This window comes from Streptomyces sp. NPDC040610 (assembly GCF_055594065.1).
Genome location: NZ_JBVIXA010000017.1, coordinates 1 through 19,623 on the forward strand (window position 1 = coordinate 1; position 19,623 = coordinate 19,623).

Below are 19,623 nucleotides of genomic sequence, written 5' to 3' on the forward strand. Positions count from 1 at the left end.
CCCCCCCCCCCCCCCCCCCCCCCCCCCCCCCCCCCCCCCCCCCCCCCCCCCCCCCCCCCCCCTCCCCCCCCCCCCCCCCCCCCCCCCCCCCCCCCAGCCCCGAAGGGCCGAAAGGGGGGGGGAGAGGGGCGCAGCCCCAGAGGTGGGACCTATCAGCGCCGCGCCGCGAGGCGGAACCGCAACCGACAGATCACCGCGTCCGTGTCCCGCCGCACCGCGTGCGCAAGCACGGCCCCCCGCTGGTTCTGGAGCAACCGCTGCCACAGATGCGCGGGCTCCACCTCGGGTATCAGCACGGTGACCCGCGTCCCCGGGTGGTACTGGTACACCTTCCGTACGTACTCGGCGACCGGCCGCCCGACCGTCCGAGCCGTGGAGGGCAGCTCGACCAGGTCCACGCCGGGCCCCCACAGCTCCCAGTCCCGGCGCAGGGACCGCGCGGCGGCCCGGTCCTCGACGTCGTCGTACGTGACCGTCACGGCCCGCACCTCGTCGCCGAGCGACACCGCCGCGTTCAGGGCCTCGCAGGTCAGCCGGGACAGGCCGGACACGGGGACGATCACCAGGGAGTGGTCGCGGTGCGGCGGCTCGGGGACGCGGCCGAGGCCGAGGTCCGCGCCGATGCGGCCGTACGCCCGGTGGACGACCTCGAAGACGGCGACGATCGCGGGCAGCGCGAGCACGATCAGCCAGGCGCCCTCGGTGAACTTCGTGGCCGTCACGACGACGGCGGACACACCGGTGAGGACCGCGCCGAAGCCGTTGAGCAGCGCCTTCGCGGGCTTGCCCGCCTTGCGCCAGTGGATGACCATGCCGGTCTGGCAGAGCGTGAAGCCGATGAAGACACCGATCGCGAACAGCGGTACGAGGGTGTTGGTGTCGCCGCCGGAGAACACGAGCAGCCCCGCGCCCGCGACGGCGAGCGCGATGACGCCGTGCCGGTGGACCTGCCGGTCGGCCTTGAGGGCGAAGACGTGCGGCAGGTAGTTGTCCCGGGCCAGCAGGCTCATCAGGACGGGCAGGCCGCCGAAGGACGTGTTGGCGGACAGGGCGAGGAGGATCATCGTCGCGAACTGCACGACGTAGAAGGCCCAGTTGTGGCCGAGGGACGCGTCCGTGAGCTGGGCGAGGACGGTGACGCCCTCGACCGGCTGGAGGCCGAAGCGGGAGATGAGGACGGACAGGCCGATCAGCATCACGCCGAGCAGCGCGCCGAGCGCCATCTCCGCGTGCTGGGCGCGCTTGACGCGCGGGGCGCGGAACGACGGCACGGCGTTGGCGATGGCCTCGACGCCGGTGAGCGCGGAACAGCCCGAGGCGAAAGCTTTCAGCAGAAGCAGGGCGCCGACCGTCGTGGCGTTGTCCGACAGCACCGAGGCATGGCCCTGGGCGGCCTCGGTGGAGACCGGGCCGTCCCGGAACAGGCCGACGGCGACCATCGTGAGGATCGCGCCGACGAACACCGCGGTCGGGACGATGAACACGCGAGCCGAGTCGACGATGCCGCGCAGGTTGACGGCCGTGATCACGACGAGGACGCCGAGGCACAGGGCGACGCGGTCGCCGTACAGCTCGGGGAAGGCGGAGGTGAGGGCCGCGACGCCCGCCGTCACGGCGACGGCGACGTTCAGGACGTAGTCGAGGACGAGGGACGCGGCGGCGACCAGGCCGGAGCGGCGGCCCAGGTGCGTCTTCGCGGCGGCGTAGCTGCCGCCGCCGTCGGGGAAGGCGGCGATGACCTGGCGGTAGGAGGCGACGAGGACGGCGAGCAGCGCGGCGATGGCGAGGGTCACCGGCAGCGTGAAGCCGAGCCCGTAGCCGCCGGCCGCGGCCAGGACGAGCACGATCGCCTCCGGCCCGTACGCGACCGAGGCCATGGCGTCCAGGGACAGCGCGGCCAGGCCCTGGAGGGCCGTCAGGCGGTGACGGTCGCCCGGGTCCGCCGCGCCGGTATCGGGAGGTTCCGCGATGGCCGGGGCGCCGGGGCGCTCGGAAACGGTCGTCATGGGGGTGCCTTTCGTGCAGGTCGGCCGGTGTGGTCAAACCGGCGCGTAGGCCCAGCGTCAACGCGTGTGCGGTGGGCGCCCGCACTCCTTGGCGGCTCCTTGACGGGGGCGGGGCGCCTCTTGACGACTTGTTAAGGGGGGCGTCAGCGTCGCATCAAGGTGCGCCATGCACGTGTATGCGCCGCGTCAACGCCGCAGCCAGGACCGGGGCCCCGTCCTACCGTGCGGCACATGGGACATGACTGGACGACTCGGGGCAGGCACACGGCGCACGCACTGGACGCGACCCGCGCACCGGACGCGGACGCCGTGGTGACCGACCGGCGCTGGGCGTCCGACCTGCGGGCCGCCGTCTTCTGCTCGCTCGCCCTGTTCGCCCTGATCATGCTGGTCGACCTCGCGGCCGGCACGCTGAGCGCCGTGCGTGCCGGGCTGTGGGCGGGGCTCGGTGCGCTCCTGTACGTGATCCTGCATCCGGCGCGGGTCAGTGCGGGGCCCGGCTGGCTCGCCGTGCGGGGGCCGCTGCGCCGTCGGCACGTGTGCGTCGGGCTGCTCACCAGCGTCCGGGTCAGCGAGACCGTTGCCGCGCGGCTCGTCCTGTGCGACTCGCTCGGCAACCGTGTGGAGTTCGACCCGAAGATCCTTGCCGAGAATCCGCTGTTGCTGCACCGCCTGGACGCGGGCGCTCGGGCCGCGCGGGAGGCGGGGCTGCTGCGGACCGGGTCGGTGGAGCTTTCGCGGCTGTTGGCGCGGCTGGACGGGCGGGAGGCGAAGGCGGTGTTCGCGGCTTCGGGCCTGCGGTAGCGCTGCGCCTGCGGGGCGGTTGCTCTCCTGCGGGTGGGTGGGGGCTGGTCGCGCAGTTCCCCGCGCCCCTTACGGGGCCCTGTGCCGTGCGCCCCTTGCGGGGCTCTGTGTCGCGCTGCCTCAGCCCTTCAGCGCCGCATACGTCACCCCCGTCAGCACCTCCGACGCCGCCCAAAGGCGTTCGCCCGCCACGTCGTTTCGGGTCCAGGGGGCTCGGGGGGAGGGGGCGGGGGCGCCGCGCCAGGCCAGGAAGCGGGGGCCCGTGAAGGAGTTCGGTCGTACTCCCGGTGCGGTGGCCGCGTACAGCGTGGGAGGGCGCCGGTCTCCGCGGACTGGCCGACGAGGCGGTTGCCCACCGCCATGAAGACCTCCGTGGCCCGGCGGCCCGCCATGCGGGGCCCGGCCGACTGGAGGTTCGTCGCGGCGTAGCCGGGGTGTGCCGCCGCCGCGACCACGTCGGCGCCCGACTCGGCGAGGCGCCGTGCCAGCTCGTGGACGAACAGCAGATTGGCCGACTTGGACCGGGCGTAGGCGGGCCAACGGCGGTAGCGCAGCTCGCTGTTGAGGTCGCCGATGTCGATATTGGCGAACAGGTGCGCCATGCTCGCGACCGTGACGACGCGGGCGCCGGGCGTGGCGAGCAGCTGCGGCAGGAGCAGCCCGGTCAGCGCGAAGTGCCCGAGGTGGTTCACGCCGAACTGCGTCTCGAACCCGTCCACGGTGCGCCGGTACGGCAACGCCATCACGCCCGCGTTGTTGACGAGCAGATCGAGCCGCCCCCCGAACCCCCGTTCGACCCCCTCGGCGAACTCCCGCACCGAGCCCAGGTCCCCGAGGTCGAGCCGCCGGAACTCGACGTCCGCGTCCGGCACTTCGGCGGTGAGCCGCCGCACGGCCTCACCCCCGCGCTCGGCGCTGCGACAGCCGAGCACCACCCGAGCGCCCCGCCGGGCCAGCTCCCGCGCCGTGACGAACCCGATCCCGCTGTTGGCCCCGGTGACCACGGCGACGCGCCCCTGTTGGCCGGGAATGTCACGCGCGGCCCAACTCCTCGTACGCCCACTGCCCGTCATGCGGCTGAGCGTACGCCCGTATGTGCGGACGGTCAGGGGGGTGACTGTGCGGGGGTGGTGAGGGAGTCCGGGGCCCGGTCAGGCCGCCGCGCCCCCGTCCACCACCAGGTCCGTGCCCACCACCGACGCCGCGTCGTCCGACGCCAGGTAGAGGACGGCTGCCGCGATCTCCGTGGTGTCCGACACGCGGCCGAGGGGGGACTCGGCCCGCATCCGGGTGGTGCGGGCGGCGTCGGATTCGCCGGGGCGCAGGGACATCGTGGTGGCCGACGGGCCGGGGCTGACCGCGTTGATACGGATGCTGTCCTGGATGTGGTCGAGGGCGGCGGCGCGGGTGAGGGCGGAGACGGCGGCCTTCGCGGCCACGTAGCCGGCGATGCCCGGGCGGCGCTTGTGGGCGCCCAGGTTGGAGGCGATGTTCACGATCGCGCCGCCGCCGTCCTGCGTGCGCATCTGCCGCACCTCGGCCTGCAGGGCGAGGAAGACGCCGGTGACGTTGGTGTCGAACAGGATGTGCCAGTCCGCCTCGGGGAGGTCGGCGACCGGGGCGCCGCCGCGGAAGACACCCGCGTTGTTCACGGCCACGTCGAGGGAGCCGAAGCGGTCGACGGCGGCGCGCACCGCGGCCTCGACGTCGGCGGCGCGCGTCACGTCGGCGGTGTGCGCGAGGGCCGTGCCGCCCGCCTCCTCGATGAGCGTCACGGTCTCCTTCAGCGGGGCCTCGGAGCGGCCCGTGACGACGACGTTCGCGCCCTCGGCGGCCAGGGCGAGCGCGATGGCGCGGCCGAGGCCGGAGCCGCCGCCGGTGACGAGGGCGGTGCGGCCGGTGAAGCGGGTGCGGGCGGCGGGCATGGGGACTCCTCGGTGGACTCGATGCGGGAGAGCGCTCGGTCCACGGAGGAGAGCGTTCGGCCCGACAGTATTGGACTGAACAATCCAATACTAGGCGGAGACCCGCACCTCGTACACCCCGACCCCCACCCCGTCGTCGTCCAGGCAGCGCCCCGTCCCCAGGTCGAAACGCTGTTTCAGGAGCGGCGACGCCACGAACGGGCGTCCTTCCGCCGAGCCGACCAGGCCCCGCGAGAGCACGGCCGCGCCGGTGAACGGGTCGCGGTTGTCGATGGCGTACAGGCGTCCGGCCCGGTCCAGGAACAGTGCGGCCTGCCGCCGCCCGTCGGGGAGCAGTACGGCCACGCCCCGGCCCGGGGTCAGCCGGCCCGCGGCGCACACGGTCAACCAGGCGCCGTCGAGGTGCAGTTGGACACTGGCGTCGGCAGGGGTGACGCGTGCGGCGGGGGGCGCCCCGGTCATCGCCGTCGTCGTCGAAGTCATCGGCTTCGCCGGAGTCGTCGGAGTCGTCGGAGTCATGGGCGTCATCGTCGTCATCGCGCGGAGCTTCCTTCCAGGGGCCGCAGGGTCAGCAGCGGCAGATCGGGCTTGATCTGGTCGCGCTCGGGGACGAACGCCACCAGCGGGTCCGGAGCCTCGGGCGCGTTCACGAACGACACGAAGCGGGCCAGGCGGTCCGGGTCGGCCAGCGTCTGCGCCCACTCGTCGCGGTAGTGCGTGACGTGGTCCGCCATCAGGGCCTCCAGCTCGGCGCAGATGCCGAGCGAGTCGTCCACCACCACGTCCCGTACGTGGTCCAGGCCGCCGTCGATCCGCTCCAGCCACGCCGACGTGCGCTCCAGGCGGTCGGCGGTGCGGATGTAGAACATCAGGAACCGGTCGACGAGCCGCACCAGTTCGGCGTCGTCCAGGTCCTGGGCGAGCAGGTCCGCGTGGCGCGGGGTCGCGCCGCCGTTGCCGCCGACGTACAGGTTCCAGCCGCTCGCCGTGGCGATCACGCCGAAGTCCTTGGAGCGGGCCTCCGCGCACTCGCGGGCGCACCCCGACACCGCCGACTTCAGCTTGTGCGGCGCGCGCAGGCCCCGGTAGCGCAGCTCCAGGTCGATCGCCATGCGCACCGAGTCCTGCACGCCGTAGCGGCACCAGGTCTGCCCGACGCACGACTTCACCGTGCGCAGCGCCTTGCCGTACGCGTGCCCCGACTCGAAGCCCGCGTCGACCAGGCGCGCCCAGATCACCGGCAGCTGCTCGACCCGCGCGCCGAACAGGTCGATGCGCTGACCCCCGGTGATCTTCGTGTAGAGGCCGAACTCCCGGGCCACCTCGCCGATCACGATGAGCTTGTCCGGGGTGATCTCGCCGCCCGGGATGCGCGGCACCACCGAATAGGAGCCGTTCTTCTGGAGGTTGGCGAGGAAGTGGTCGTTGGTGTCCTGGAGGGCGGCCTGCTCGCCGTCGAGGACGTAGCCGTCGGCGCCGATCGCGGGGGCGAGCGAGGCGATGACGGAGGCGACGGCGGGCTTGCAGGTCTCGCAGCCCTCGCCGCCGCGCGCCGACTCCCGTCCGTGTCGGTCGAGCAGGTCCCGGAAGGAGGTGACGCGCAGGGTGCGGACGATCTCGTACAGCTCCTGGCGGGTCTGCGCGAAGCAGCCGCACAGGCCCTGATCGCCGGACTGCGGCAGGAGCTGGCCGATGAGCTTGACGCAACTCCCGCAGCCCGTACCGGCCTTGGTGCACTTCTTGACCTCGGGCAGCGTCGCGCACGCCCGCACGGCGGCCTTCGTGACGTTGTGGCAGTTGCACACCACGGCGTCGTCCGGCAGCGCCTCCGGGCCGAGCGCCGGGGCGGCGCCCGCGCCCGCGGGCAGCACCAACTGCTCGGCGGGCACCGGCGGCACCGACCCGGTCAGCGCCCGCAGCGTCCCGTACGACTCCGTGTCGCCGACCAGGACGCCGCCGAGGAGCGTGCCGTCCGCGCCGACGACGAGCTTCTTGTACGTGCCCGCACGCGAGTCGGCGTACGCGACGTCGAGGCAGCCGTCCGCCGTGCCGTGCGCGTCGCCGAACGACGCCACGTCCACGCCGAGCAGCTTCAGCTTGGTGGACATGTCGGCGCCGGTGAACGAGGCGTCCGCGGCGTCGGACGCGAGGGCGGCGGCGGCCGTCTGCGCCATCTCGTAGCCGGGCGCGACCAGGCCGTACACCCTGCCGTCCACGGCCTGCGCGCACTCGCCGATGGCGTACACGTGCGGGTCGCTCGTACGGCACCGCTCGTCGACGGTGACACCGCCGCGCTCGCCGACCGCGAGGCCAGAGTCGCGGGCCAGCTGGTCGCGGGGGCGCACGCCCGCCGAGAACACCACCAGGCCGACGTCCAGTGCGGAGCCGTCCGACAGGCGCATCCCGCGCACCGCGCCCGCCTCGTCCGTCACGATCTCCTGCGTGCCCGTGCCCGTGTGCACGGAGAGCCCCCGGCCCGTCAGCGTGCGCAGCAGCGCCGCGCCGCCGCCGTCGTCGACCTGCGCGGGCATCAGGCGCGGGGCGAACTCCACGATGTGCGTGGCGAGTCCGAGCCCCTGCAGGGCGCCCGCCGCCTCCAGGCCGAGCAGCCCGCCGCCGACCACCGCGCCCGTCGTGGCGCCCGCCTTCGCGTACGCCTCGATGGCGAGGACGTCCTCGATGGTGCGGTAGACGAAGCAGCCGTCCGCGTCCCTGCCCGGCACCGGCGGCACGAACGGCACCGATCCGGTGGCGAGGACCAGGGTGTCGTAGCCGAAGACGCGCCCCGAGCGCGCGGTGACGGTCCGCGCCGCGCGGTCGACGTGCTCGGCCGGGTCGCCGAGGCGCAGCTCGATGCCGTGCCGCTCCATGAACCCGCCCTCGGTGACGGAGAGTTCGTCCGGTGTGGTGCCCGAGAAGTACGAGGTGAGCTGGACGCGGTCGTAGGCCGGGCGCGGCTCCTCGCACAGGACGACGACATGGTGCGTCTCTGTCAGGCCGCGCTCGGCGAGGGCTTCGAGGAAGCGCTGGCCGACCATGCCGTGCCCGACCAGGACAAGGTTCTTCTTCGGTGCCGGATGCGGTGCCGGATGCGGGGTCGAGGTCGCGTCCATGGGTCAGTGGCCTCCGTCGTGAGTGAGCAGATGCAGCAGCGGGCTGCCGTCGTCGGGCAGGGCCTCGTCGGCCTCCCAGGCCCGGGCGAGCGCGCCCACGGCCGTCAGCTCGCCGAGGAGCACGCCCCCGACGAGTCGGTCGCCGCGCACGACGACCTTGCGGTACGTGCCCCGGGTGGCGTCCGTCAGACGCACCACGTCGTCGTCCGGGCGGGTCTCCGGGTCGCCGAACGCCGCGATGTCCAGAGGGTGTTCGCGGTGCGGCAGGGTCAGTCGGGTCAGGGAGCGGGTGCCGGTGTACGGGCGGGCCGACTCCGGGGCGGTCAGGGCGGCGGCGAGGGCGTCGGCCTGGTCGAGGGCGGGCGCCGCCAGGCAGGGGGCTGCGCCCGCGTGCTCGGCGCAGTCGCCGATGGCGTACACGTGCGGGTCGCCGGTACGCAGCCCGTCGTCGACGACGATGCCGCGCCGCACGTCCAGGCCCGCCGCCGCGGCCAGGCCGGTGCGGGGGCGGACGCCGCAGGCGAGGACCGTCAGATCGGTGCCGAGGACATAGCCGTCGGCCAGCTCCACCGACCGCACGGCGCCGTCCACCTGCCGTACGCCCCGCACCCGGCACTCGGTGTGCACCTCCACGCCGAGGCCGGTGAGATGGCGGCGCACCAGCTCCGATGCGTCCGGGTCGAGCTGCCGCTCCATCAGCCGGTCGCCCTGCTGGGCCAGGACCACCCGCACCCCCCGGTCCGCGAGGGCCCGCGCCGCGCACACCCCGAGCAGCCCGCCCCCGACGACGACCGCCCGCGCGCCCGGCCGGGCCGCGTCCGACAGCGCCAGGCAGTCCGCCATCGTCCGGAACGCGTGCACCCCGCCCGGCAGTTCGCGGGCCCCCGGCGCGAACAGGCCGCGCAGCGGCGGCAGCACCGGGTTCGCGCCGGTGGCGAGCACCAGACTCCCGTACGCCACCCGGGAGCCGTCCTCGCACAGCACCACCCGCTCCGCCCGGTCGATCCGCACCGCCCGCGCCCGCAGATACCGCTCCGGGGCGGGCTCCGGCAGCGCGATCACCTCCGGCCCGTACCGGCCCGCCAGCACCTCGGTGAGCAGCACCCGGTTGTACGGCGGGTACGGCTCCTCGCCGATCAGCAGCGCGTCGCTGCCGAGCCTGGCGGCGAGCCGGGCTCCGGCGAGCCCGGCGCCCAGGACGACGATGCGTGGCTGCGGTGCGCTGGTGGTCATGGTTCGCAGCCTGCTGGGCGGGGGTTTCCCGGCGGGGGCCGGGGCGTTTCGGTGGGGGAACGGTGGGCTCAGCGGGGGCGCCGACCGTTTGTGAGGACGAGTCCGGCCTCGGGCCCGTGGGGGTGCCCACCGCTACCGCGGCGGGTTTTCTCCCACCCGCCCACCCGTTTGCTGTGGGACGCGGGGTGGGCCCCCGGGGGCGTCGTTGCGGTCACGCTGGGGCCACAGCGCGGGTGGGCGGGTGGGACGGGCTTCGCCGCGCAGCGGCGGAGAACGGTTGCAGGCCTGCTCACGGCGCCCGAGGCGGCAACCTCTGAAGTCCCTCAAGCCGCCCAGATTTCCGTGGACACGCCACCTACCCCGTCCATAGGGTCGCGATCATGCCCGACATACCGACGACCGCCGTCGTCGTCCTGTGCCTCGCCGCGTTCGCGGCCGGGTGGATCGACGCCGTGGTGGGCGGCGGCGGACTCCTGCTGCTGCCCGCGCTGCTGCTCGGGCTGCCGGGGTCCACCCCGGCGGCGACCGCGCTCGGCACGAACAAGGCGGTGGCCATCGTGGGGACCACGGGCGCCGCCGTGACGTACGTCCGCAAGGCGCCCATCGACGTCGGCACCGCCGTGAAGATCGGCCTCGCCGCACTCACCGGCTCCATGGGCGGAGCCTTCTTCGCCGCCGGGATGAGCACCGAGGTGCTCAAGCCCGTGATCATGGCCGTCCTCGTCGGCGTCGGCGCCTTCGTCATCTTCCGCCCCGACTTCGGCACGGCCCCCGCGACCGGCCCGCTGCCCCCGCGCCGCATCCTCGCCGCCATCGGCATCGCGGGCGTCGGCATCGGCTTCTACGACGGCCTCATCGGCCCCGGCACCGGCACCTTCCTCGTCCTCGCCCTGACCGCCGTGCTCCGGTTCGACCTGGTCACCGCCTCCGCCAACGCGAAGATCGTCAACTGCTGCACCAACGCGGGCGCCCTCGCCATGTTCGCCTGGCAGGGCGCCGTCCTCTGGCAGCTCGCCGCCGTCCTCGCCCTGTTCAACCTCGCGGGCGGCACCCTCGGCGCCCGCACCGCCCTGAAGAAGGGCAGCGGGTTCGTGCGGATCGTGCTCCTGACGACCGTCGTCGCCCTGGTGGCCAAGATGGCGTACGAGCAGTGGGTGGCCTGAGGCGTACGGCGGCGGCCGGGGGCCAGGGACCTCAGCGCGTGCCCGTCAGGTGTGCGAAGACCACCACGTTCCCCTGGTAGCCCGTCTTCTTCGAGTACGCCCCGCCACACGTGATCACCCGCAGCTCCGGCCGCGCCGCCGCCCCGTACACCTTCTCGTCGGGGAAGCCCTTCGCGTCGTACACCTCCACCGCGTACACCGTGAACAGCGCCACCCCGCCGTCGCGCCGCTCCACCTCGACGACCCGCCCCTTCGCCAGGCTGCCCAGGCGGTAGAAGACCGCCGGGCCCTCCGCGTTGTCGACGTGCCCCGCCACCACCGCCGTGCCGCGTTCGCCCGGCGTGGTGCCCGCCTCGTACCAGCCCGCGAGGTTCCTGTGCCGGGACGGCGGTACGTCGAGGCTGCCCTGGCGGGTCAGGCCGAGGCCCATGAGGGGGGCGTCCACGTCGATCGCCGGGATCCGGATCCGGTCGGGCGGTGACGGGGGGAGCGGGGCCACGGCCGGTCCCGCCCGGGTGGTGCCCGGCACCGCCGCCTGCGCGGCGGACGGCTGCGGGGGCGGATGCCCGGCGGTGCCCTCGCGCACCAGCCAGGCGCCGCCGCACAGCGCGAGCGCGGTGGCCACCGCTATGACCCAGGTGCCGAACCTGCCTCGCCGCTGTGTCCGCCGCATGGCTCGCCCCCTCGGGAAGGGTGGGAAGAAGGGTGGGGAGAGGTGGGGAGGGGGTGGCTTCACTTGCACGGTGCGTTCCCGCCTCCCCCTGCCGGTCACGAGGGACGTGCGCCCGGCGGGGGGAGGGGGAGCGGCGGTACCCGCGGACCGCGGAGGGGGCCCGTCAGATCCTGTCGCCTCTCGCCCGGCGATGCAGGAGCCAGGTACCGCCCGCGGCGGCGAGGGCGAGTACCGCCACGCCCGCCGCGGTCTTCACGGGGTCGGGGCCGAGCGCGCCACCGACCCCCGTCTTCACGTGCCCCTTCGGATGCACCGGCACCGGCACCGGCTGCTCCGCGCGGGCGGACGCCGTGGACGTGAGCGTCACCGACAGGTCGCCCGCCACCTCGCGGTCGCCGGAGCCGGCGCAGCGCGCCACGATCTCGTACGTCCCGGGCTGCGCCGACGGCGGCACCTTGAACCGCCCGGACGCCGCTTCGGCCCGCGCCCGCGGGGCCAGCGCGAAGGTGCCCGCGCCGACCGCGCTCGCGTCGCCCGTCGCGGTGCCGTCCGCGCCGCACGCCGTGGTGTTCACCGTGACGGTGGTGCCGGGCGTGACGGTGGCCGGTGACACCTGGAGCCCGCCCGCGGGCCCGGCGGACGCGGGGGCGGCGCACAGGCCCGCCGAGGTGACGGCGAGTGCGGCGGCGGTCGTCAGCTGGCGGGCTGTGCGCATGGGGCTTGCTCCTGTCGAGGCCTACGTGCGGGACGCACCTCCGAGGTAAGTGGCACTCGGCCGCGTACGCCTGCTGAAGCCCCGTCAGAAACCCTGCGCGGACCCGGCCCCTGACGCATCGACGGGAACGTTCCAGCAGGTCACCACGCGTGTCGCGGAAAGGATCCGAAGCCCTGGCGCGGCGCCTGTGAATGGGTGACCCGGGGCCGGGCCGACAGCTGAGCCCGGCTCAGATCACGTCCCAGGGCGCGGCCTCGTACACCTCGGATACGGCCGCCATCAGCTTCTCGTCCACGGGCAGGTCCAGGTCGTCGACGCGGCGCACCGGGCTGATGCCCCAGGAGTTCGTGACGAGGGCCGCCCGGTACGAGGGCAGGTCCCGCAGCCGTACCGGACCCAGGCGCGTGGGCAGGCCCGCGTCCGCGAGCCGCGCGAGCAGGAGCCGCATGGTGATCCCGGTCAGGTGCGGGGCGTCCGGCCACACGAGATCGCGCCCGTCGAAGAAGGCCACATTGGTGATGGCACCCTCGCTGATCAGGCCGTCGGGGCCGGTGAGCAGCGCCTCGTCGTAGCCCGCGCGGCGCGCCTCCCGGCCGTGGTAGGCCTGCCCGAAGCCGCCGAGGTGCTTGATGTGCGCGACCGGACGTACGTACGGGACGGACATCAGGGCCTGCGCCCGCTCGGCCATCACGGCGGGCAGCTCGGCGGCCGGCCGCACGGTGACCATCAGGGAGGGGGAGCCGCCGGGCGCGTGCACGTACACGCGCACGGAGGCGTCGGCGATGACGCCGGTCGCGCCGTCCGCGCCGCCGTCCCCGGCGAGCGCGTGCCGGATCAGCTCGCGGACCCGCTCCCCGTCGAGCTCCTGGTCGAAGAGTTCCCGCGTCCCGGCGTCCAGACGCTCCAGGTGCGGCCCGAGGCCGCGCACCTTGCCGTCCCTGACCTGCATGGCGGTGAAGTGCCCGAAGCTGTCGAGGGCGCGGGCCCGGAGCGTGTCGACGGTGGCGGGGGCGCCGTCGATCTCGAGTCGGGTGACGTCGGAGGCGGAAGTGGTGGCGAGGGTAGTGGGGGCGGGGGTAGTGGTGGATGCGGGGGTGAGGGGTGCTGGTGTGGTCATGGGCCCACCGTACGTTCGGAGTTCACCGGCCCGGACGGCCCGGACGGCCCGGACGGCCCGCTCGGCTCAGTCCCCTCGGCTCAGTCCCCTCGGCTCAGCCCTCTCGGCTCAGCCCTCTCGGGTCAGTCCTCTCGGGTCAGTCCTCCAGCAGGCGGCGCGGGCCCGGGCCGTGCGCGGCCAGTTCGTCCCACGGGTTCGACAGGGCGCAGCGGTCCAGGGAGAGGCAGCCGCAGCCGATGCAGTCGCTCAGGTTGTCGCGAAGGCGCTGCAGGGTGCGGATGCGCTCGTCCAGGTCCGCGCGCCAGCACTCGGAGATCCGGGCCCAGTCCTCGCGGGTGGGCGTGCGGTCCTCCGGGAGCAGCTTCAGCACGTCGCGGATGGTGGCCAGCGGGATGCCGATCCGCTGCGAGGTGCGGATGAAGGCGACGCGGCGCAGCGTGTCCCGGCTGTAGCGGCGCTGGTTGCCGGTGGTGCGGCGGCTGGAGATGAGCCCTTCGCGCTCGTAGAAACGCAAGGCGGAGGGCGCGACTCCGCTGCGCTCGGCGAGTTCGCCGACGGTGGCTTCCTTGGCGTCCGGTGCGAGATGCGTCGTCATGCCGCCAGATTAATCGCGGTCGCCGCTTGACTTGAACCAAGGTTTAACTAAGAAGCTCTCCGCATGAACACCACCACGGCCCAGCCCGCTTCGCAGCCCGTTACCACCTCCTCTTCCTCGTCCGTCTCCCCGTCCCCCGACACCGCTTTCGCGTCCTCGACCGGTACGCCGGTGAAGGTCGCCGTGATCGTCGGCAGCAACCGTGAGGGCCGCTTCGGCCCGGTCGTCGCCGAGTGGCTGCTCGCCCGGGTGCGCGGCCACGAGGGATTCGAGGCGGACCTCGTCGACCTGGCCGAGGTCGACCTGCCCACGTCCCTGTCCTTCCGCCCTTCCGCCGAGGTCCTGGCCGAACTCGCCAAGGTGACCCCGAAGTTGGCGGAGGCCGACGCGTTCATCGTCCTCACGCCCGAGTACAACCACTCCTACCCCGCGTCGCTGAAGAACGTCATCGACTGGCACCGCGAGGAATGGGAGGCCAAGCCCGTCGCCCTGGTCTCCTACGGCGGCATCTCCGGCGGCCTGCGCGCCGTCGAGCACCTGCGCCAGGTCTTCGCCGAGCTGCACATGGTCACCGTCCGCGACACCGTCTCCTTCCACAACGCGGGCGCGCTGTTCGACGACGAGGGCGCGCACCGGGACCCGTCGGCTGCGGAGGCCGCGGCGAAGGGGATGCTGGACCAGCTGCACTGGTGGGCCTGGGCGCTGCGGTCGGCCAAGGAGGTTCGGTCGTACGGGAGTTGAGCGGCCCGGAGTTGAGGGGCGCTGGGTCGGGCGGCCCGAAGTTGGGCGGCCCGGAGCTGGGCGGCCCGAAGTTGGGTGGCCCGGAGCTGGGCGGCCCGGAGTGCCTACGCCTCCGGCAGCCGCACCACGGCCACCGCGCCCCCGTCGTCCGCGTTGCCCAGCTCCACCCGCGCGCCGATGACGGCGGCCTGGCCGAGGGCGATGGTCAGGCCGAGCCCGGTGCCCTGGCCGCGCTCGCGGGCGCCCGTCTGGAACCGTTGCGGGCCCTCGCGCAGCAGGTGCGGCGGGAAGCCGAGGCCGTGGTCGCGCACCGTCACCGAGGCTCCGTCGACGCACAGGTCGACGGGGCCGCGGCCGTGCCGGTAGGCGTTGCCGACGAGGTTGGTCAGGATCCGCTCCAGGCGGCGCGCGTCGGTGCGTACGAGACGCTCGTCGGCGGTGCTCAGCCGCACCCCGCACCCCCTGAACTGCTCGGCGCAGCCCGCTCGTTGGACCATGCCCTGAACGAGGGTGCCGAGCGGGTGCACGTCCAGCTCGGGCCGCTCCACGTCGGCGTCGAGCCGGGCGACTTCGAGCAGGTCCTCGGTGAGGGTGCGCAGCGCGCCGACGCGGTCGCGCACCAGCTCGGTGGGGCGGCTCGGCGGCAGGAGTTCGGCGGCGGTGTGCAGCCCGGTCAGCGGCGTACGCAGTTCGTGGGCGACGTCCGCGGTGAACCGCTGCTCGGCCTCCAGACGCCGCTGCAGCGTCGCCGCCATGGTGTCGACGGCGGTGGCGAGGTCGGCGACCTCGTTCCTGCCGTGCCGGAAGCCCGGCGGCAGCGGATGCCCGATGCGGGCGTCCAGCTCGCCCTGGCTGATGCGGCGCGCGGTCGCCGCGGCGATGCGCAGGTCGCGGCTGAGCCTGCTGGCGAGCCCGGCGCCGCCGAGCGCGGCCAGGGCCACGACGACGGCACCGGACACGATCAGCTGCTGGTCGAACTCGGCCATCTCGTCGGCCTGTTCGCGCAGCGGAAGCCGTACGGACAGGACGTGGTCGCCGACCGGCCGCGCCGCCCACACCGACGGCTCGTCCGCGTCCATGTCCAGATACGTACTGCGCTGCCCGTCGAGCGCGGCGGCCCGCAGCGAATCCGGCAGCCCGCGCGCGTCGATCGCCGCGTCGGTGTCGTCCCGCGGGACCTGCCCGGTCAGCTCGTACACCTGACGTACGCGCACGAGCTGCGCCGTGGCCGCCGACCGCGCGCCCTCGCACACCTGGTCCAGGCGCGCGTTGTGGATGAGCAGCCCGATGGCGACGGCGACGACCGCGCACCCGCCCGCGAGCAGCGCGGCGATCTTCCACCGCAGTCCGAGGGCGTGCCAGCGGGGGCCGAGGGCGGCGAGGGCGCGCAGGGGTGCGCGCACGAGGCGGGCGCGGGGGAGGCGGAGCCTCATGGGCGGGCTCCGGGGGAGCGGGGGGTCCGGTCCGGAGGCGCGGCGGGCGAGCCCTCGCTGCCCCCGTGCCCCTCACCGTCTTTGTCACCCCGGCCGTAACTCTTGACGTCACTGACGGTGGACATCCGGGTGCCGTCCCAGTGGAAGCGCACGGCCTGCTCGCCGCCCTCCGCGCAGGGGCTGCGTACCAGCAGATCGCTGCCGAGCGTCTCGACGGCGAGGCGCCGCCCAGCGGTGAACAGGATCGGATAGACCTTGCCGCGCTTCTCGTAATAGACGACGAGCACGCTCCGCCCGCTCTCCACGTCCACGGCGACCACCATCTCGGGCCTGCCGTCCCCGGTGAGGTCGGTGAGCACCGGCGGCCGGATGCCCGGCCGCCCCGGCTTCTTCACGACCGGCCGGTCGGCGAGGGTACGAAGGCGGGTGTCCGCGCGCAGCAGCTCCCGCACGTCGGCCTTGGCGAGCCCGCCGGGCCCGAGCGGGTCGAGCCCGTCCAGCGGCTCGGGCGGCGGCTGCTGCGCCGTCGGATCCTCGCCGGGCGCCGACGGCGACGACCCCGACCAGGCGGACCACAGCGGCTCGGGGCGCGGCTGCACCGACACCGGCGGCGCGGCTTCGCTGTCGCCGATGCCGCTGCCGGCGCCGCAGGCGGACAGCACGGCGACGGCCAGGGCGGCCAGGGGCACGCCGGGCAGGATGCGGAAGCGCGGATTCATGTGAGGGCCGAGGAGTGGGGGAGTGGGGGAGCGAGGGAGAGAGACGGGGTGACGGGCGGTGACCGGCCACCGCTGTCGACGGTACGAAGGACGCATCACGGAAACCGGGAGGTTGTGTAACAACAGCGCCCAATGTTCCTGAACATCGGATATCGGGACCTTAGGCCTGGCCGGTAGCCTCCCCGTACTTGAGCCCCGAGGAGAGGAAGCCCCCGCCGTGACGGACCCGACCACCCCCGCACCTCCCACCACGCGCACCGCTCCCACCACCCCCACCCCCACCGCCTCCGCCGTCCTGACCGTCCTGACGACGACCGACACCCCGGACAAGGCGGACGCGCTGGCGCGCGGTGCCGTGGAGGCGCGGGTGGCGGCCTGCGCGCAGATCAGCGGCCCGGTGACGTCGGTGTACCGCTGGGAGGGTGCGGTCGAGACGGCCCGGGAGTGGCAGGTGCTCCTGAAGACGACCGAGTCCCGCTACCCCGCCCTGGAGTCCTGGCTCCTGGCGGCGCACGACTACGACACGCCGGAGATCATCGCGACCCCCGTGACCAGGGGCAGCGCGGACTACTTGTCCTGGGTGGCGGAGGAGACATCCGGGGGAGCCCCTGAGTGACCCCTCCCGACACGCACGCCGAACACCTGCCGTTCTTCGTCTACGGCACCCTCCGCCCCGGCGAACGCAACCACGCGGCGCACCTGTCCGGCCGCGTCCTGACCCACACCCCGGCCCACCTGCCGGACGCGGTCCTGTACGACGGCCCCGGCTACCCCTACGCGGTGGAGACCCCCGGGGCGGGCCCCGTCCACGGCGACCTGATCACCCCGGTCCCGGCGGCGTACGAGGCGGTGCGCACGGCGCTGGACCGCCTGGAGGACTACGACCCCGGGGACCCGTACAACCTGTACGAGCGGGTGGCGCGTGAGGTGCGGGGTGCGGACGGAGCGGGGAGGAGGGCCTGGGTGTACGTGGCGGGGGCGCGGTTGGCGGCGGGGTTGCGGGCGCGGGGGGTGGTGTTGCCGGAGGGCAGGTGGCCGCCGAGTGCCGGCTTGTCCGGGGGCGGTGTTTCCAGCCCGTCCGGCGGTTGAGGACGAGGCGCGCAGCGCCGATCGGCGGCTCCCCCGTCCCACCCGAAGGGGTCACCCACCTCCGGCGTCCAAGGGCACCCGCTCCACCCGCACCGCGCACACCTTGAACTCCGGCATCCCCGAAACCGGATCCAACGCGGGATGGGTGAGCGTATTGGCCCGCCCTTCCCCCGGCCAGTGGAACGGCATGAACACGGTGTCGGGCCGAATCCCGGCGGTGACCCGCGCCGGCACGACAACCCGCCCCCGCCGCGAGACCACGGCCACGGCCTCCCCGTCGGCAACCCGCAACCGGGCGGCGAGCCGAGGATGCACCTCGACGAACGCCCCCGGCGCGGCAGCGTTCAGTTCCTCCACGCGCCGAGTCTGGGCGCCGGACTGGTACTGCGAGAGCACCCGTCCCGTGGTGAGCACGACGGGATACTCGGAGTCGGTCTCCTCGGCGGAGTCCCGATGCACGACGGCCACGAACCGGGCCCGCCCGTCCTCGGTGGCGAACCGGTCGAGGAACAGCCGAGGCGTACCCCCGTGCGCGTCCTCGCCCTCCACCTCCCGCGGGCAGGGCCAGAACACGCCCTCGCCGTCCCTTTCCCGCAGCCGCCCGTACGAGATCCCCGAGTAGTCCGCGACCCCACCCGCGCTGGCCCGCCGCAACTCCTCGAAGACCTCCTCGGCCTCGACCGGAAACCTCTCCCCGTGCCCGAGCCGCGCGGCGAGCCCGTGCAGCACCTCGAGGTCGCTGCGCACGCCGTCCGGCGGATCGACGGCGCGCCGCCGCAGCAGCACCCGCCCTTCCAGGTTGGTGACGGTCCCGGTCTCCTCGGCCCACTGGGTGACCGGCAGCACGACGTCGGCGAGCCGCGCGGTCTCGGAGAGCACCACGTCGGCGACGACCAGAAAGTCCAACGACCGTATGCGCTCCTCCACATGGGCGGCACGAGGGGCGGAGACAACAGGGTTGGACCCCATGAGCAGCAGCGACTTCACATCCCGCCCGAGCGCGTCAAGAAGCTCGTAGGCGGACCGACCGGGCCCGGGCAAGGACTCGGGATCGACCCCCCACACCCCGGCGACATGGGCCCGCGCCGCGGGATCGGTCAGCTTCCGGTACCCGGGCAACTGATCGGCCTTCTGCCCGTGTTCACGCCCGCCCTGCCCGTTCCCCTGCCCGGTGAGACACCCGTACCCGGAGAGCGGCCGCCCGGCCCGCCCGGTGGCCAGACACAGGTTGATCCACGCGCCGACGGTGTCCGTCCCCTTGGCCTGCTGCTCGGGCCCGCGCGCGGTGAGCACCATGGCGTTCTCGGCGTCACAGAAGATCCGTACGACCTCCCGCAACTGCGGGACGGGCACCCCCGTCACCCGCTCCACGTACTCGGGCCAGTGCGCCATGGCGGCGGCCCGTGCCTCCTCCCACCCGGTCGTGCGCTCCCGGACGTACACCTCGTCGACGCGCCCCTCGGCAACCACGAGATGCAACAGGCCGAGGGCGAGGGCGAGGTCGGTGCCGGGACGGGGGGAGAGGTGGAGATCGGCGTGCTCGGCGGTACGGGTGCGCCGCGGATCGACGACGATCAGCGTGCCCCCGTTCTCCTTCAGCTCGGTCAAGTACCGCAGGGCGGGCGGCATGGTCTCGGCGAGATTGGACCCGACGAGGATCACGCACCCGCTACGGGCGACGTCGGCGAGCGGGAACGGCAACCCGCGGTCGACCCCGAAGGCCCGCGTCCCGGCGGCAGCGGCGGACGACATGCAGAACCGCCCGTTGTAGTCGATCTGCGAAGTCCCCAGCACGACCCGAGCGAACTTCCCCAACGCATAAGCCTTCTCGTTGGTCAGCCCACCCCCGCCGAACACCCCACAGGCATCCGCCCCGTGCTCCCCCCGAACCCGCGCCAGCCCCTCAGCCACCCGATCCAACGCCTCGTCCCACCCGGCGGGCTCGAGCTCCCCGCTCACACCGGACCGCACCAACGGCCCGGTCAACCGCACCCGCGAAGACAGCACGGCGGGCGCCGTGCGCCCCTTCCCGCACAACGCGCCCCCGTTGACGGGAAACGCGGGCCGCTCGACGACCTCCACCCCGGCCGCTCCCCGGACGAGGCCCATGCCGCACTGGAGGGCGCAGTAGGGGCAGTGGGTGGGCGTGGCGGGACCGGGTGCGGTCGGGGTCCGTTCGGGTGCGGCCGTGGGGTGCATGCCCCCACCCTCGGATGCGGTTGTTTCACGCCACGGGCCGGCGGGTTACGCGGGCGGTACGGCGACCTCCGGCCGAGGCGGGCCCGGCTGTGAGGCCC

General features: G+C 74.1%; 17 protein-coding genes and 1 pseudogene. 5 read left to right on the plus strand and 13 right to left on the minus strand.

All coding sequences use genetic code 11. From position 1 onward, the window contains the following. Positions 1-152: 152 nt before the first annotated feature. The gene (locus ACZ6AA_RS36335) at positions 153-2,006 is read right to left on the minus strand and encodes an APC family permease (protein ID WP_471462750.1); all 1,854 of its coding nucleotides are present in this window, start codon (positions 2,004-2,006) and stop codon (positions 153-155) included. Positions 2,007-2,237: 231 nt separating this feature from the next. Between ACZ6AA_RS36335 and ACZ6AA_RS36340 the strand changes: the two genes are divergently transcribed. Further along, complete coding sequence (locus ACZ6AA_RS36340; protein WP_471462751.1) at positions 2,238-2,810, plus strand: hypothetical protein; 573 nt, start codon at positions 2,238-2,240, stop codon at positions 2,808-2,810. Between the two features lie 120 nt (positions 2,811-2,930). Here ACZ6AA_RS36340 and ACZ6AA_RS36345 read toward each other — a convergent pair. The 5 genes and pseudogenes from ACZ6AA_RS36345 to ACZ6AA_RS36365 all read right to left on the minus strand — a co-directional run bounded on the left by ACZ6AA_RS36345 (position 2,931) and on the right by ACZ6AA_RS36365 (position 9,081). After that, positions 2,931-3,883 (minus strand): annotated as a pseudogene (locus tag ACZ6AA_RS36345) (oxidoreductase). A gap of 78 nt (positions 3,884-3,961) precedes the next feature. Continuing rightward, positions 3,962-4,735 carry an SDR family NAD(P)-dependent oxidoreductase gene (locus ACZ6AA_RS36350; protein ID WP_471462753.1) on the minus strand — a complete coding sequence of 258 codons (774 nt, stop codon included), beginning with the start codon at positions 4,733-4,735 and terminating at the stop codon, positions 3,962-3,964. A gap of 90 nt (positions 4,736-4,825) precedes the next feature. Beyond that, positions 4,826-5,197 carry a nitrite reductase small subunit NirD gene (gene nirD, locus ACZ6AA_RS36355; RefSeq protein ID WP_468480913.1) on the minus strand — a complete coding sequence of 124 codons (372 nt, stop codon included), beginning with the start codon at positions 5,195-5,197 and terminating at the stop codon, positions 4,826-4,828. 71 nt (positions 5,198-5,268) lie between these two features. Continuing rightward, positions 5,269-7,848 carry a nitrite reductase large subunit NirB gene (gene nirB / locus ACZ6AA_RS36360; protein WP_471462755.1) on the minus strand — a complete coding sequence of 860 codons (2,580 nt, stop codon included), beginning with the start codon at positions 7,846-7,848 and terminating at the stop codon, positions 5,269-5,271. 3 nt (positions 7,849-7,851) lie between these two features. Further along, positions 7,852-9,081 carry an NAD(P)/FAD-dependent oxidoreductase gene (locus tag ACZ6AA_RS36365; RefSeq protein ID WP_471462757.1) on the minus strand — a complete coding sequence of 410 codons (1,230 nt, stop codon included), beginning with the start codon at positions 9,079-9,081 and terminating at the stop codon, positions 7,852-7,854. A 380-nt stretch (positions 9,082-9,461) separates the two neighbouring features. Here ACZ6AA_RS36365 and ACZ6AA_RS36370 point away from each other — a divergent pair, with 380 nt between their 5' ends. Next, positions 9,462-10,244 (plus strand): sulfite exporter TauE/SafE family protein, encoded by a 783-nt coding sequence (locus ACZ6AA_RS36370; protein ID WP_468449612.1) that lies wholly within the window; start codon positions 9,462-9,464, stop codon positions 10,242-10,244. Between the two features lie 31 nt (positions 10,245-10,275). Here the strand turns inward: ACZ6AA_RS36370 and ACZ6AA_RS36375 are convergent, their stop codons facing one another. The 4 genes from ACZ6AA_RS36375 to soxR form a co-directional block, all read right to left on the minus strand. Then, positions 10,276-10,917, minus strand: a complete 642-nt coding sequence (locus ACZ6AA_RS36375; RefSeq protein WP_471462758.1) for a class F sortase — start codon at positions 10,915-10,917, stop codon at positions 10,276-10,278. Positions 10,918-11,080: 163 nt separating this feature from the next. Then, the gene (locus ACZ6AA_RS36380) at positions 11,081-11,632 is read right to left on the minus strand and encodes a hypothetical protein (protein ID WP_471462760.1); all 552 of its coding nucleotides are present in this window, start codon (positions 11,630-11,632) and stop codon (positions 11,081-11,083) included. 229 nt (positions 11,633-11,861) lie between these two features. After that, positions 11,862-12,749 (minus strand): aminotransferase class IV, encoded by an 888-nt coding sequence (locus tag ACZ6AA_RS36385; RefSeq protein ID WP_471462762.1) that lies wholly within the window; start codon positions 12,747-12,749, stop codon positions 11,862-11,864. Between the two features lie 136 nt (positions 12,750-12,885). Continuing rightward, positions 12,886-13,344, minus strand: coding sequence for a redox-sensitive transcriptional activator SoxR (gene soxR, locus ACZ6AA_RS36390; protein WP_468449608.1), 459 nt, complete (start codon positions 13,342-13,344; stop codon positions 12,886-12,888). 63 nt (positions 13,345-13,407) lie between these two features. Between soxR and ACZ6AA_RS36395 the strand changes: the two genes are divergently transcribed. Beyond that, positions 13,408-14,085 carry an NADPH-dependent FMN reductase gene (locus ACZ6AA_RS36395; protein ID WP_468449607.1) on the plus strand — a complete coding sequence of 226 codons (678 nt, stop codon included), beginning with the start codon at positions 13,408-13,410 and terminating at the stop codon, positions 14,083-14,085. 104 nt (positions 14,086-14,189) lie between these two features. On the opposite strand, the gene ACZ6AA_RS36400 is transcribed toward ACZ6AA_RS36395, so the two are convergent. Both ACZ6AA_RS36400 and ACZ6AA_RS36405 read right to left on the minus strand, forming a co-directional pair. Continuing rightward, complete coding sequence (locus ACZ6AA_RS36400) at positions 14,190-15,518, minus strand: ATP-binding protein (protein ID WP_471462765.1); 1,329 nt, start codon at positions 15,516-15,518, stop codon at positions 14,190-14,192. Further along, positions 15,515-16,207, minus strand: coding sequence for a hypothetical protein (locus tag ACZ6AA_RS36405; protein ID WP_471462767.1), 693 nt, complete (start codon positions 16,205-16,207; stop codon positions 15,515-15,517). The genes ACZ6AA_RS36400 and ACZ6AA_RS36405 overlap by 4 nt, the downstream gene beginning before the upstream one ends. Positions 16,208-16,532: 325 nt before the next feature. On the opposite strand from ACZ6AA_RS36405, the gene cutA reads away from it, so the two are divergent. Together cutA and ACZ6AA_RS36415 are read left to right on the plus strand one after the other, a co-directional pair. Next, positions 16,533-16,853 carry a divalent-cation tolerance protein CutA gene (gene cutA, locus ACZ6AA_RS36410; protein ID WP_468450170.1) on the plus strand — a complete coding sequence of 107 codons (321 nt, stop codon included), beginning with the start codon at positions 16,533-16,535 and terminating at the stop codon, positions 16,851-16,853. Further along, the gene (locus ACZ6AA_RS36415; RefSeq protein ID WP_468480848.1) at positions 16,850-17,326 is read left to right on the plus strand and encodes a gamma-glutamylcyclotransferase family protein; all 477 of its coding nucleotides are present in this window, start codon (positions 16,850-16,852) and stop codon (positions 17,324-17,326) included. Before cutA ends, ACZ6AA_RS36415 begins: the two co-directional genes overlap by 4 nt. Before the next feature lie 51 nt (positions 17,327-17,377). Here ACZ6AA_RS36415 and ACZ6AA_RS36420 read toward each other — a convergent pair whose 3' ends face one another. Beyond that, positions 17,378-19,525, minus strand: a complete 2,148-nt coding sequence (locus ACZ6AA_RS36420) for a molybdopterin oxidoreductase family protein (protein ID WP_471462769.1) — start codon at positions 19,523-19,525, stop codon at positions 17,378-17,380. Between the last annotated feature and the right edge of the window lie 98 nt (positions 19,526-19,623).

Bases quoted from the DNA above. Each gene is read 5' to 3' on its own strand.
- ACZ6AA_RS36335 (WP_471462750.1), bottom strand. From the start codon at position 2,006: ATGACGACCGTTTCCGAGCGCCCCGGCGCCCCGGCCATCGCGGAACCT.
- ACZ6AA_RS36340 (WP_471462751.1), top strand. From the start codon at position 2,238: ATGGGACATGACTGGACGACTCGGGGCAGGCACACGGCGCACGCACTG.
- ACZ6AA_RS36350 (WP_471462753.1), bottom strand. From the start codon at position 4,735: ATGCCCGCCGCCCGCACCCGCTTCACCGGCCGCACCGCCCTCGTCACC.
- nirD (WP_468480913.1), bottom strand. From the start codon at position 5,197: ATGACCGGGGCGCCCCCCGCCGCACGCGTCACCCCTGCCGACGCCAGT.
- nirB (WP_471462755.1), bottom strand. From the start codon at position 7,848: ATGGACGCGACCTCGACCCCGCATCCGGCACCGCATCCGGCACCGAAG.
- ACZ6AA_RS36365 (WP_471462757.1), bottom strand. From the start codon at position 9,081: ATGACCACCAGCGCACCGCAGCCACGCATCGTCGTCCTGGGCGCCGGG.
- ACZ6AA_RS36370 (WP_468449612.1), top strand. From the start codon at position 9,462: ATGCCCGACATACCGACGACCGCCGTCGTCGTCCTGTGCCTCGCCGCG.
- ACZ6AA_RS36375 (WP_471462758.1), bottom strand. From the start codon at position 10,917: ATGCGGCGGACACAGCGGCGAGGCAGGTTCGGCACCTGGGTCATAGCG.
- ACZ6AA_RS36380 (WP_471462760.1), bottom strand. From the start codon at position 11,632: ATGCGCACAGCCCGCCAGCTGACGACCGCCGCCGCACTCGCCGTCACC.
- ACZ6AA_RS36385 (WP_471462762.1), bottom strand. From the start codon at position 12,749: ATGACCACACCAGCACCCCTCACCCCCGCATCCACCACTACCCCCGCC.
- soxR (WP_468449608.1), bottom strand. From the start codon at position 13,344: ATGACGACGCATCTCGCACCGGACGCCAAGGAAGCCACCGTCGGCGAA.
- ACZ6AA_RS36395 (WP_468449607.1), top strand. From the start codon at position 13,408: ATGAACACCACCACGGCCCAGCCCGCTTCGCAGCCCGTTACCACCTCC.
- ACZ6AA_RS36400 (WP_471462765.1), bottom strand. From the start codon at position 15,518: ATGAGGCTCCGCCTCCCCCGCGCCCGCCTCGTGCGCGCACCCCTGCGC.
- ACZ6AA_RS36420 (WP_471462769.1), bottom strand. From the start codon at position 19,525: ATGCACCCCACGGCCGCACCCGAACGGACCCCGACCGCACCCGGTCCC.